We start from the raw sequence: 12,446 nt of genomic DNA, 5'->3' as shown, positions 1-12,446 counted from the left end.
TGCCCGCGGGACGGCCGAGTGCCGACGCCTCAGGCCTTGGCCACCTTCACGATCAGGGCATCGCCCTGACCACCGCCACCGCACAGCGCGGCCGCGCCGACACCGCCGCCGCGCCGCTTCAGCTCCAGGGCGAGATGCAGCACGACGCGCGCTCCCGACATACCGATCGGGTGACCCAGGGCAATGGCCCCGCCGTTGACGTTCACCTTTTCCGAGGACACCCCGAGGTCCTTCATGGACTGCACCGCGACGGCGGCGAAGGCCTCGTTGATCTCGATCAGGTCGAGGTCCGAGGCCTGCAGGCCCTCCTTCTTCAGCGCGTGCCTGATCGCGTTCGAGGGCTGCGACTGCAGGGAGTTGTCGGGCCCCGCCACGTTGCCGTGCGCACCGATCTCCGCGATCCAGGCGAGGCCAAGCTCCTCGGCCTTCGCCTTGGACATCACCACGACCGCGGCCGCGCCGTCGGAGATCTGCGAGGACGTGCCCGCGGTGATCGTGCCGTCCTTGGCGAAGGCGGGGCGCAGCTTGCCGAGCGACTCGGCGGTGGTCTCCGCGCGGATGCCCTCGTCCTGGGAGAACAGGACCGGGTCGCCCTTGCGCTGCGGGATCTCGACCGGGGTGATCTCGGCCTCGAACAGCCCGTTCTTCTGGGCCGCGGCGGCGCGCTGGTGGGACAGCGCGGCCACCTCGTCCTGCTCCGGGCGGGCGATGCCGAGGCGGGTGTTGTGCTTCTCCGTGGACTCGCCCATCGCGACGCCGTCGAAGGAGTCGGTCAGGCCGTCGTGCGCCATGGAGTCGAGCATCTCGATCGCGCCGTACTTGTGGCCCTCACGGGATTTGGGGAGCAGGTGGGGGGCGTTGGTCATGGACTCCTGACCGCCCGCCACCACGATGTCGAACTCGCCGGCACGGATCAGCTGGTCGGCGAGCGCGATGGCGTCGAGACCCGAGAGGCACACCTTGTTGACGGTGAGCGCCGGGACGTTCATGGGGATGCCCGCCTTGACGGCGGCCTGGCGTGCCGGGATCTGCCCTGTCCCGGCCTGGAGCACCTGGCCCATGATCACATACTGCACCTGGTCGCCGCCGATGCCCGCACGGTCCAGGGCGGCCTTGATCGCGAATCCCCCCAGATCCGCACCGGAGAAGGACTTCAGGGAGCCGAGAAGACGGCCCATGGGCGTGCGCGCGCCCGAGACGATCACTGAGGTGGTACCGGTCGTTCCTGCCATGTGCGACGACCCCTTGGGAGGAGAGGAGTTAACGAGGGTTTATCTGAATGTACTGAGCAGTACCCCTGCCGTCACCGGGCGGCGAGTGTGATCGCGCGCACGTTGCGTAATCACTGCGACTAGCGCTGCACTTGAAGCATGCTGACGCGAATCGATCACATCGGGATCGCCTGTTTCGACCTCGACAAGACCGTCGAGTTCTACCGCGCGACGTACGGATTCGAGGTGTTCCACACCGAGGTCAACGAGGAGCAGGGCGTGCGGGAGGCCATGCTCAAGATCAACGGGACCGACGACGGAGGTGCCTCCTACCTGCAGCTCCTGGAGTCCACCCGCGACGACTCCGCGGTGGGCAAGTGGCTGGCCAAGAACGGCGAGGGCGTCCACCACATCGCCTTCGGCACCGCCGACGTGGACGGCGACGCCGCGGCCGTCAAGGACAAGGGCGTGCGCGTCCTCTACGACGAGCCCCGGATCGGCTCCATGGGCTCGCGGATCACCTTCCTGCACCCCAAGGACTGCCACGGAGTCCTCACCGAACTCGTCACTTCGGCACCTTCCGAGCCCTCGGAGCACTGACCTCGGTATATCCGGGCCGGTAGGGTGAGCGACGGCCGTCCGAAGTTCGGGGCGGCCACGTGCCGGGGTCCGGGTTTCGGGGGACGAGCGTCGGGGCAGCAGCCCATGCTCCGCTGTTGATCTGACACCATTCACCCGGGGGCCCCGTTCGGCGGATGGACGGGGCTCGTTGGAGAGACTTGCGACCAGGGTTGGGGCATCCCCTGCTCGGAGAGCTTGGGGAAGGATGGGACCGCGCAGTGCGGGGCTACGAACGCCAAGAGAACTCGCGGGCTGAGACCGACAGTCTGTCGCGGTTCGAGGCCGAGATGGACCGGCTGAAGACCGAGCGGGAGAAGGCCGTCCAGCACGCCGAGGACCTCGGCTACCAGGTCGAGGTGTTGCGCGCCAAGTTGCACGAGGCGCGCCGCAACCTCGCGTCCCGCCCTGCCTACGACAGCGCGGACATCGGGTATCAGGCCGAGCAGATGCTCCGCAATGCCCAGATCCAGGCCGACCAGCTGCGCCAGGACGCCGAGCGCGAGCTCCGCGAATCCCGGGCGCAGACCCAACGGATCCTCCAGGAGCACGCCGAGCAGCAGGCCCGCCTGCAGTCCGAGCTGCACGCCGAGGCCGTCTCGCGCCGCCAGCAGCTCGACCAGGAGCTGGCCGAGCGCCGCCAGACCGTCGAGTCGCACGTCAACGAGAACGTGGCCTGGGCCGAGCAGCTCAGGGCCCGCACCGAGCAGCAGGCCCGCAGGCTCCTCGACGAGTCGCGCGCCGAGGCCGACCAGGCCCTGGCCGCCGCCCGCGCGGAGGCCGCCCGCGTCGCCGAGGAGGCACGCCAGCGCCTGGCGGGCGACTCCGAGGCCGCCCGCGCCGAGGCCGAGGCGATCCTGCGCCGCGCCCGCACGGACGCCGAGCGCCTCCTGAACGCCGCCTCCACGCAGGCCCAGGAGGCCACCGACCACGCGGAGCAGCTGCGCTCCACCACGGCGACCGAGTCCGAGCAGGCCCGCCGCCAGGCCACCGAGGCGAGCCGCGCCGCCGAGCAGCGCATGACGGAGGCCGAAACGGCTCTGCGCGAGGCGCGTGCGGAGGCGGAGAAGGTCCTCGCCGAGGCCAAGGACACCGCGTCCAAACAGCTCTCGGCCGCCGAGGGCGCCAACGAACAGCGCACGCGTACCGCCAAGGAGCAGGTCGCCCGGCTGGTCAGCGAGGCCACCAAGGAGGCCGAGGCCACCAAGTCCGAGGCCGAGCAGCTGGTCGCCGACGCCCGCGCGGAGGCCGAGAAGCTGATCGCGGACGCCGCCGAGAAGGCGCGCACGATCACCGCCGAGGAGACCGCGGGCCAGCTCGCGAAGGCCGCGCGGACCGCCGAGGAGGTCCTGGACAAGGCCTCCAAGGACGCCAAGGAGACCACCAAGGCCGCCACCGAGGAGGCCGAACGGATCCGCACCGAGGCGGAGACCGAGGCGGACCGGCTGCGCGCCGAGGCGCACGACATCGCCGAGGAGCTCAAGGGCGCGGCGAAGGACGACACCAAGGAGTACCGCGCCAAGACCGTCGAGCTGCAGGAGGAGGCGCGCCGGCTGCGCGGCGAGGCCGAGCAGCTGCGGGCCGACGCCGGCGCCGAGGGCGAACGCATCCGCGGCGAGGCGCGGCGCGAAGCGGTCCAGCAGATCGAGGAGGCGGCCAAGTCCGCCGAGGAACTGCTCGCCAAGGCGAAGGCCGACGCCGACGAGCTGCGTACGGCCGCGACCGCCGAGAGCGAGCGGGTGCGCACCGAGGCCGTCGAGCGCGCCACGACGCTGCGCACGCAGGCCGAGGAGACCCTGGAGCGCACCCGCGCGGAGGCCGAGCGGCACCGCGAGGAGGCCGCCGAGCAGGCCGAGACCACCAGGTCGGACGCCGAGGACGCGGCGCGCGAGCTGCGCGAGGAGACCGAGCGGGCCATAGCGGCACGCCAGGCCGAGGCCGCCGACGAGCTGACCCGGCTGCACACGGAGGCCGAGGAGCGCCTGGCCGGCGCCGAGCAGGCGCTGACCGACGCCCGCGCGGAGGCCGAGCGCATCCGCAAGGAGGCCACGGACGAGACGGACCGGCTGCGGGCGGAGTCCGCCGAGCGGATCCGTACGCTCCAGGCGCAGGCCGAGACCGAGGCGGAGCGGCTGCGCACCGAAGCGGCCGCCGATGCCTCACAGGCCCGCGCCGAGGGCGAGAACATCGCCGTACGCCTGCGTTCGGAGGCCGCGGCCGAGGCCGAGCGGCTCAAGACCGAGGCGCAGGAGTCGGCCGACCGGGTCCGCGCGGAGGCCGCTGCCGCCGCCGAGCGCGTCGGCGCGGAGGCCGCCGAGGAGCTGGCCGCCGCCCAGGAGGAGGCCGCGAGGCGCCGCCGGGAGGCCGAGGAGACCCTGGGCTCCGCGCGCGCCGAGGCCGACCAGGAGCGCGAGCGGGCCCGCGAGCAGAGCGAGGAACTCCTCGCGTCCGCCCGCAACCGCGTCGAGGAGGCGCAGGCCGAGGCCGTCCGTCTCGTCGAGGAGGCCGACCGCCGCGCGACCGAGATGGTCTCGGCCGCCGATGCGCACGCCCAGTCGGTACGGGACTCCGTGGCCGGTCTGCACGAGGCGGCGCAGGAAGAGGTCGCCGGGCTGCGCTCGGCCGCCGAGCACGCCGCCGAGCGCACGAAGACCGAGGCGCAGGAGGAGGCCGACCGGGTCCGCACCGACGCCTACGCCGAGCGGGAGCGCGCCACCGAGGACGCCAATCGCACCCGGCGCGAGGCGTCGGAGGCCTCGGAGGCCGCCAAGGCCCTTGCCGAGCGCACGGTGTCGGAGGCCATCGCGGAGGCAGAGCGGATGCGCTCGGACGCGTCCGAGCACGCCCAGCGGGTGCGCACGGAGGCGTCGGACACCATCGCGTCGGCCGAGCAGGACGCCTCCCGTACGCGGGCCGACGCCCGCGAGGACGCCAACCGCATCCGCAGCGACGCGGCGACGCAGGCCGACCAGCTGATCGGCGAGGCCCGCAGCGAGGCCGAGAAGCTGCAGACCGACACGGTCGCGGAGGCCGAGCGGCTGCACACGGAGGCCACCGAGCAGGCCGAGCGGCTGCGCGCCGAGTCGACCGCGGCGGCCGAGCAGCTCAGGACCGAGTCCACCACCGAGGCCGAGCGGGTCCGTACGGAGTCCGTGGCGAAGGCCGAGAAGCTCATCTCGGACGCGTCGGGCGACGCGGAGCGGCTGCGCGCCGAGGCCGCCGAGACGGTCAACTCCGCGCAGCAGCACGCCGAGCGGATCCGCAGCGACTCCGAGCGCGTCAAGGCGGACGCGGCCCGGGAGGCCGAGCGCCTCACGTCCGAGGCGCGCGAGGAGGCGGACCGGACCCTCGACGAGGCCCGCCAGGCGGCCAACAAGCGCCGTCAGGAAGCCGCCGAGCAGGTCGACACGCTCATCACGGAGGCCGCCGCGGAGGCGGAGAAGCTGACCGCCGACGCCCAGGAGAAGGCCCTCAAGGCCACCACGGACGCCGAGGCGCAGGCCGACACGATGGTCGGCGCGGCCCGCAAGGAGGCCGAGCGGCTGATCTCCGAGTCGACGGTCGAGGGCAACTCCCTGGTGGAGAAGGCCCGTACGGACGCGGACGAACTGCTCGTCGGCGCCCGCCGGGACGCGACGGCCATAAGGGAGCGCTCCGAGGAGCAGCGCGACCGGCTGACCGCCGAGATCGAGGAGTTGCACGAGCGCGCCCGCCGCGAGTCCGCCGAGGCGATGAAGACCGCGGGCGAGCGCTGCGACGCGCTGGTCAAGGCCGCGGAGGAGCAGCTGGCGGAGGCCCAGGCGAAGGCCAAGGAACTGGTGTCCGACGCCAACTCCGAGGCGGGCAAGGTCCGTATCTCCGCCGTGAAGAAGGCCGAGGGGCTCCTGAAGGAGGCCGAGGCGAAGAAGGCCGAGCTCTCGCGCGAGGCAGAGCAGATCAAGGCCGACGCGCAGGCGGAGGCGACCCGTGTCGTCGAGGAGGGCAAGCACGAGCTGGAGGTGCTGGTCCGGCGCCGAGAGGACATCAATGCCGAGATCTCCCGTGTCCAGGACGTGCTCGAGGCGTTGGAGTCTTTCGAGGCCCCGTCGAGCGGTGCGAAGACCGGGCCCAACAGCGGCTCGGGCGCGGGCGGCGTCAAGGCCGGAGCCGCGGCGGGGTCGACACGTTCGGGTGGCAAGCAGTCAGAGAGCTAGCCAAAGAGCATCTGCCGTGCTCTGTAAGGACCTTTGACCCTGTCGCTGGCAAGCGCTCCGGCGGTTAGCCACTCAAAAGGGGTGTCATTCTCCAGATCAAACGGGCATCTGCTCGATGACACGCCGCTCGGACCCCTAGGATTCCCTCTATCACCTCACCGGTCTCATTCGACAGGAACCCCATGAGCGACACTTCCCCCTACGGCTTCGAGCTTGTGCGGCGTGGGTACGACCGCGCTCAGGTGGACGAACGTATCTCCAAGCTCGTCTCCGACCGTGACAGCGCTCTTGCCCGTATCACTGCTCTGGAAAAGCGCATCGAGGAACTGCACCTCGAGACGCAGAACGCCCAGGCCCAGGTTGCCGACGCCGAGCCGTCGTACGCCGGTCTCGGTGCTCGCGTCGAGAAGATCCTCCGCCTCGCCGAGGAGGAGGCGAAGGACCTGCGCGAGGAGGCCCGTCGCGCGGCCGAGCAGCACCGCGAGCTCGCCGAGTCCGCCGCCCAGCAGGTGCGCAACGACGCGGAGTCGTTCGCGTCCGAGCGCAAGTCGAAGGCCGAGGACGAGGGCGTCCGGATCGTCGAGAAGGCCAAGGGCGAGGCGAACGCGCTGCGTGCCGAGGCCCAGAAGGACGCGCAGTCCAAGCGCGAGGAGGCCGACGCCCTCTTCGAGGAGACCCGCGCCAAGGCCGCCCAGGCCGCGGCCGACTTCGAGACGAACCTCGCCAAGCGCCGCGAGCAGTCCGAGCGCGACCTGGCCTCGCGTCAGGCCAAGGCCGAGAAGCGCCTCGCGGAGATCGAGCACCGTGCGGAGCAGCTGCGCCTCGAGGCGGAGAAGCTGCGCACCGACGCCGAGCGCCGGGCCCGTCAGACGGTCGAGACGGCGCAGCGGCAGGCCGAGGACATCGTCGCCGACGCCAACGCCAAGGCGGACCGGATCCGCTCCGAGTCCGAGCGCGAGCTCGCGGCGCTCACCAACCGCCGTGACTCCATCAACGCGCAGCTCACCAACGTGCGCGAGATGCTGGCGACGCTCACCGGTGCGGCCGTGGCCGCCGCCGGGACGCCCGCCGAGGACGAGCCGATCTCTCGTGGGGTGCCCGCGCAGCAGACCCGCTGAGGCCTCGTGCATCTGCGTAAAGCCCCCTGTCACCAAGTGGCAGGGGGCTTTGTCCCGTTTTAGCGTTGCTGCATGATCGAGCTCGAGGGGCTGACCAAGCGGTACGGCGAGAAGGTGGCCGTCAACAACCTGACCTTCAGCGTGCACCCCGGCATCGTGACCGGCTTCCTGGGCCCGAACGGCGCGGGCAAGTCCACGACCATGCGCATGCTGCTCGGGCTCGACAACCCGTCGGCCGGCGCGGTGCGCATCGACGGCATACGCTACGCGCAGCTGAAGGACCCCCTGAAGTACATCGGCGCCCTCCTCGACGCCAAGGCCATGCACGGCGGCCGCAGCGCCTTCAACCACCTGCTGTGCCTCGCGCAGAGCAACGGCATCCCGCGCAGCCGGGTCACCGAGGTCCTCGACACCGTCGGCCTGACCGCCGTCGCCAAGAAGAAGGCCAAGGGCTTCTCGCTCGGCATGGGCCAGCGCCTGGGCATCGCGGGCGCCCTGCTCGGCGACCCCGAGATCCTGATGTTCGACGAGCCGGTCAACGGCCTCGACCCCGAGGGCATCCACTGGATCCGGAACCTGATGAAGTCCCTGGCCGCGCAGGGCCGCACGGTCTTCGTCTCCTCGCACCTGATGAGCGAGATGGCACTCACCGCCGACCACCTCGTCGTCATCGGCCAGGGCCGCCTGCTCGCCGACATGTCGATGTCGGACTTCATCCGGCAGAACTCCCGGTCGTACGTGCGCCTTCGCTCCCCGCAGCGGGAGCGGCTCCTCGACGTCCTGCACGGGGCGGGCGTCACCGCCGTCGAGGCGGGCGGCGGCACCCTGGAGGTCGACGGGACCCCCGCCGAGGAACTCGGCGAGCTCGCCGCGAGCCACCAGCTCGTCCTCCATGAGCTGAGCCCCCAGCAGGCGTCGCTGGAAGAGGCCTTCATGCAGCTCACCGCCGAATCGGTGGAGTACCACGCGCACACGGACCACGACAGCGCCGCGCCGCCGCCCGCCACGGGCTGGGGCGAAGGCTGGCAGCAGCGGAAGGACGCCTGAGCGATGGCCGCGACGCAGGTTCTGAAGTCGGAGTGGACCAAGATCCGCTCGGTGTCGTCGACCGTCTGGACGCTCGGCCTCGCCGTCGTCGTCACGATCGCGCTCGGCACGTTGATCAGCATCCTGTCCAAGAACGACTACGACAGCATGGACGCCAAGGACAGGCTGACCTTCGACCCGACGTACATCAGCTTCGCCGGGATGTCGCTCGGCCAGCTCGCGATGATCGTCTTCGGGGTGCTCGTCGTCTCGAACGAGTACAGCACCGGCATGATCCGCACCTCGCTGGCCGCGGTCCCGCAGCGCGCCACGTTCCTGTTCAGCAAGATCGCCGTGGCGACGCTGCTCGCGTTCGTGGTGGGCCTGGTGACCAGCTTCATCACGTTCTTCGTCGGGCAGGCGATGCTCGGCCAGTACAAGGCCCAGCTCGGCGACCCGGGCGTGCTGCGCGCGGTGATCGGCGGCGCGCTCTACATGACGCTGATCGCGATGTTCTCGATGGGCGTCGCGACGATGCTGCGCAGTCCGATGCTCTCCCTGGGCATCCTGATGCCGTTCTTCTTCCTGATCTCCAGCATCCTCGGCAACGTCTCGGCGACGAAGAAGATCGGCCGCTTCCTGCCCGACCAGGCCGGCAGCCGGATCATGCAGGTCAAGTCGCCGCTCGACGACGACACCCCCTACGGGCCCTGGGGCGGGTTCGGCATCATGGTCGCCTGGGTCGTCGTGGCGCTCATCGGTGGGTACGTACTGCTGAAGAAGAGGGACGCGTGACCGCCGCGTCCTGAGCGAGTACGCCCGCGGGGCGCAGGGAGACGTGTGACGACGCAGGACCGCGGACTCGCGGCGCTCGGCCTCGACGGCGTGCCCGCCCTCCAGCCCCTCACCTACCCGGGCCTGCCGGCCACGGCCCCCTCCCTGCTGACCGGCGCCGAACTGCTGCCGCTGCACGTCACGGCCGGCGGGCCCGGCGCGTGGACGGTGGAAGGGGCCGGGGCCGGCCACCGGCCCCGGCGCACGCTGGACGACGTCCTCGCCCGCCTCGGACAGCCGCCCGTCGCCGAGCGCGTCCCGGTGATCGCCGTCGGCTCGAACGCCTCCCCCGGGCAGCTCGCGTACAAGCTCACCCGGCTCGGGCTGCCGAGCGCCGTGCCGATGGTGCCCGTGCGGCTGAGCGGCATCGGCGTGGGCTGCTCCGCCCACATCGGCCGGGCGGGGTACGTGGCGGCCGCCCCCTACGCCGCGCCCGCGACCCGGGCCACGCTCGTCGTCTCCTGGCTGGACGGGGTGCAGCTGTCCGCGGTCGACGCCACGGAGCACCCCAACTACCGGCGCGTGCTGCTGCCCGGCGACCCGTACGGGATGGACCTGCCGTCCGGCGAGCGGCTCGCCGGGGCGTACGTCTACGTCGGTGTGCACGGCGTCCTCGCCGACCCGCTCACCGGCCTGCCGCGACCGGGCGGCGGCGACCAGGCGGCACTCCTCGGCGTACTCCTGGACGCCTCCGCACGCCTGCGCGAGCTGCTCGGGCCGGACGCGGCGTCCTGGGTGCGGCGGGCCGCCGCCGACGCCGAGCTGCGCGCTCGGGGCACCCGTCTCTTCGCCGAGGAGGGCTGGGTCCTGCCGTGGACGGAGCTCCCGGTCCCCCCTCTGTGAGCCCGCCGCTTTTACCCGCTCTTGGCTGGAACCGTCAGCTCCCCGTTATCCTCCTAACCCTTACGGGGGCGTGTGCCCCGACGTCCTGAACCATTCGATGGGTGCGGAGAATGATCGAGGCAGTCGGCCTGACGAAGCGCTACGGCGACAAGACAGCCGTGTACAACCTTTCCTTCCAGGTGCGACCGGGTACCGTCACGGGCTTCCTCGGGCCGAACGGCTCCGGGAAATCGACGACGATGCGCATGATCCTGGGGCTCGACGCGCCCACCTCCGGGCAGGTGACGATCGGCGGCTATCCCTACCGCAAGCTCCCGAACGCCCCGCGCCAGGTCGGCGCGCTCCTGGACGCCAAGGCCGTGCACGGCGGCCGGCACGCGCGCAACCACCTGCTCTGCCTCGCGCAGCTCTCCGGCATCCCGGCCCGCCGGGTCGACGAGGTGCTCGGCGTCGTGGGCCTGCAGGAAGTGGCGAAGAAGCGCTCCAAGGGCTTCTCGCTCGGCATGGGCCAGCGCCTCGGCATCGCCGCGGCGCTCCTGGGCGACCCGCAGGTGCTGCTCTTCGACGAGCCGGTCAACGGCCTCGACCCCGAGGGCATCCTCTGGGTCCGCAACCTGATGAAGTCGCTCGCCGCCGAGGGACGCACGGTCTTCGTGTCGTCCCACCTGATGAGCGAGATGGCACTGACCGCAGAGCACCTGATCGTGATCGGCCGGGGCCAGCTGCTCGCCGACATGAGCGTGAAGGACTTCATCTCGGCGAACTCCGCGGACTTCGCGCGGGTGCGCACGCCGGACAGCGACCCGCAGCTGCGCGAGAAGCTGACCGCCGCGCTGACCGAGGCGGGCGGCCAGGTGATGCCGGAGCAGGACGGCGCGCTGCGCGTGCTCGGTCTGCCGCTCCCCCGCATCAGCGACCTCGCGCACGGCGCCGACGTGCGCCTGTGGGAGCTCTCCCCGCACCAGGCCTCCCTGGAGGAGGCGTACATGCGGATGACGCAGGGCGCCGTCGACTACCGCTCCACGGCCGACCAGCGGGCGGGTCTCCAGCAGCAGCTGCCGCCCGGCGCGGTGCCGCAGGGCCAGCCGCCGGTGCCCGGCCAGGGCCAGCCCGGCTGGTACGCCCCGCCGCCGCCCCAGCCCGGTGGCCGGCCCTTCGCGATGCCGCACCCGCAGGGCGCGCCGGAGACGCCGAACCCCTACGCCACGGCCCCCCAGCAGGCCCCCGCACCCCAGCAGGCCCCCGCCGCCCCGCCGGCCCCCGCACCCGCCCCCGACATGACCAAGCGAGACAGCGAGGACCTTCGATGACCACGCCTCCGACTCCGCAGCAGCAGCCGCAGGCGCAGCCCCAGCAGGCGTACGCACCGGCGGGCGCCCCGGTCCCGGGCGCCCCGATGCAGGGCGCCCCGGCGGCCCCCGCGCCCGCCGCCCCCGCACCGCCCTCCGCCTGGCAGCAGGCGATGGCCAACGCCTACACCTCGCCGATCCCGGTCAAGAAGACCCACCTCGGCAACGCCCTCTCCTCCGAGTGGACGAAGATCAAGTCGGTCCGCTCCACGGTGTGGACCCTGGGCATCTTCCTGCTCCTGGTCGTCGGCATCGGCCTGCTGGCCGTGGCGAACACGCAGCCGAGCGACTACGCGGACATGCCCTTCACCGTGCCGGCCTTCTTCGGCCTGATGCTCGGCCAGATCTGCCTGATCACGCTCGGCGTCCTGGTCACCTCGTCCGAGTACGGCACGGGGATGATCCGTACGACGTTCACCGCGTCGCCGCAGCGCCACCGCGTGCTCACCGCGAAGATCATCATCTTCTTCGTGCTCGCCTTCGTGGTCTCCGCGGGCTCCATCCTGCTGGTGGGCCTCGCTGCCTCGGCCGCCCACAGCGGCCCGGAGGCGGGCGACCTGCCGTGGGCCGGCACGGTCTTCAAGGGCGGCCTGTACGTCTCGCTGCTCGGCGTGCTCGCGCTCTGCGTCGGCTCGATGCTGCGCCACTCCGCGGGCGCCATCACCGCGATGCTCGGCGTGGTCCTGGTCCCCGCGATCCTGCCCGCGTTCCTGATGATCTGGGAGAGCACGGAGCCGCTGGGCGAGAAGATGAACGACTACAACGCCATCACCGCGCTCGCCAAGGTCTTCGGCGCCGACGACACCGGCGGCAGCGGCGGCTCGCAGCTCGCGCTGCTCGCCGTCGTCACGGCCGCCGCGGTGGCCGGTGCGTTCGCCCTTCTGGAGAAGCGCGACGTGTAGGCCCGCGGGCCTCAGTGCCTCGGCGCGTTACGGGACCGCTGCACCCGCGTGGTGCGGCGGTCCTTCGCGTTCCAGCACGCCTTGTGCCAGTGCCTGCGCTCGTCCACGCCCGAGTGCTCGGGCCAGGCCACCACGTGCGCGAGCCCCGAGGGGATCTCCTGGTCGCAACCGGGGCAGCGGTACCGCTTGCCCGCCGCGCTCGCGCCCGCGACGTGGCGCACGCTCCACTCATCGCCCTGCCAGCTCTCCGTGCTCTGGAAGCCGCCGTAGCGGCCCGGCGGAGGCGCGTCCGCGGACGCGGTCGGCTCTCCGGCGCCCTTGGGGCGGTTGCGACGCGGGGACACGGAAACAC

10 protein-coding genes are annotated in these 12,446 nt (G+C 72.0%); 8 read left to right on the top strand and 2 right to left on the bottom strand.

The features are described from left to right. Nucleotides 1–29: 29 nt before the first annotated feature. A complete protein-coding gene (locus ACZ592_RS33665; protein WP_471585483.1) occupies nucleotides 30–1,232 on the bottom strand; it encodes an acetyl-CoA C-acetyltransferase in 1,203 nt (400 codons plus the stop codon). A gap of 138 nt (nucleotides 1,233–1,370) precedes the next feature. On the opposite strand from ACZ592_RS33665, the gene mce reads away from it, so the two are divergent. From mce to ACZ592_RS33625, 8 genes are all read left to right on the top strand, one after another. Beyond that, nucleotides 1,371–1,811: a methylmalonyl-CoA epimerase gene (gene mce / locus ACZ592_RS33660; protein ID WP_471585482.1), complete on the top strand. Its 441-nt coding sequence runs from the start codon at nucleotides 1,371–1,373 to the stop codon at nucleotides 1,809–1,811. A 239-nt stretch (nucleotides 1,812–2,050) separates the two neighbouring features. Next, the gene (gene scy / locus ACZ592_RS33655; RefSeq protein ID WP_471585481.1) at nucleotides 2,051–6,022 is read left to right on the top strand and encodes a polarized growth protein Scy; all 3,972 of its coding nucleotides are present in this window, start codon (nucleotides 2,051–2,053) and stop codon (nucleotides 6,020–6,022) included. A gap of 182 nt (nucleotides 6,023–6,204) precedes the next feature. Further along, complete coding sequence (locus ACZ592_RS33650) at nucleotides 6,205–7,140, top strand: cellulose-binding protein (protein WP_471585480.1); 936 nt, start codon at nucleotides 6,205–6,207, stop codon at nucleotides 7,138–7,140. A gap of 72 nt (nucleotides 7,141–7,212) precedes the next feature. Further along, nucleotides 7,213–8,187, top strand: coding sequence for an ABC transporter ATP-binding protein (locus tag ACZ592_RS33645; RefSeq protein WP_471585479.1), 975 nt, complete (start codon nucleotides 7,213–7,215; stop codon nucleotides 8,185–8,187). A gap of 3 nt (nucleotides 8,188–8,190) precedes the next feature. After that, complete coding sequence (locus ACZ592_RS33640) at nucleotides 8,191–8,961, top strand: ABC transporter permease (protein ID WP_471585478.1); 771 nt, start codon at nucleotides 8,191–8,193, stop codon at nucleotides 8,959–8,961. 45 nt (nucleotides 8,962–9,006) lie between these two features. Continuing rightward, a complete protein-coding gene (locus tag ACZ592_RS33635; protein ID WP_471585477.1) occupies nucleotides 9,007–9,843 on the top strand; it encodes a hypothetical protein in 837 nt (278 codons plus the stop codon). A gap of 110 nt (nucleotides 9,844–9,953) precedes the next feature. Next, a complete protein-coding gene (locus ACZ592_RS33630; RefSeq protein ID WP_471585476.1) occupies nucleotides 9,954–11,153 on the top strand; it encodes an ABC transporter ATP-binding protein in 1,200 nt (399 codons plus the stop codon). Nucleotides 11,154–11,239: 86 nt separating this feature from the next. After that, nucleotides 11,240–12,094: an ABC transporter permease gene (locus ACZ592_RS33625; RefSeq protein WP_471585529.1), complete on the top strand. Its 855-nt coding sequence runs from the start codon at nucleotides 11,240–11,242 to the stop codon at nucleotides 12,092–12,094. A gap of 11 nt (nucleotides 12,095–12,105) precedes the next feature. Here ACZ592_RS33625 and ACZ592_RS33620 read toward each other — a convergent pair whose 3' ends face one another. Next, nucleotides 12,106–12,438, bottom strand: a complete 333-nt coding sequence (locus tag ACZ592_RS33620; protein ID WP_471585475.1) for an ATP/GTP-binding protein — start codon at nucleotides 12,436–12,438, stop codon at nucleotides 12,106–12,108. Nucleotides 12,439–12,446 lie beyond the last annotated feature (8 nt).

It is taken from the genome of Streptomyces sp. NPDC040622 (genome assembly GCF_055593965.1).
The sequence above is the reverse complement of the archived record's forward strand: the minus strand, read 5'-3'. Positions and strand labels throughout refer to the sequence as shown.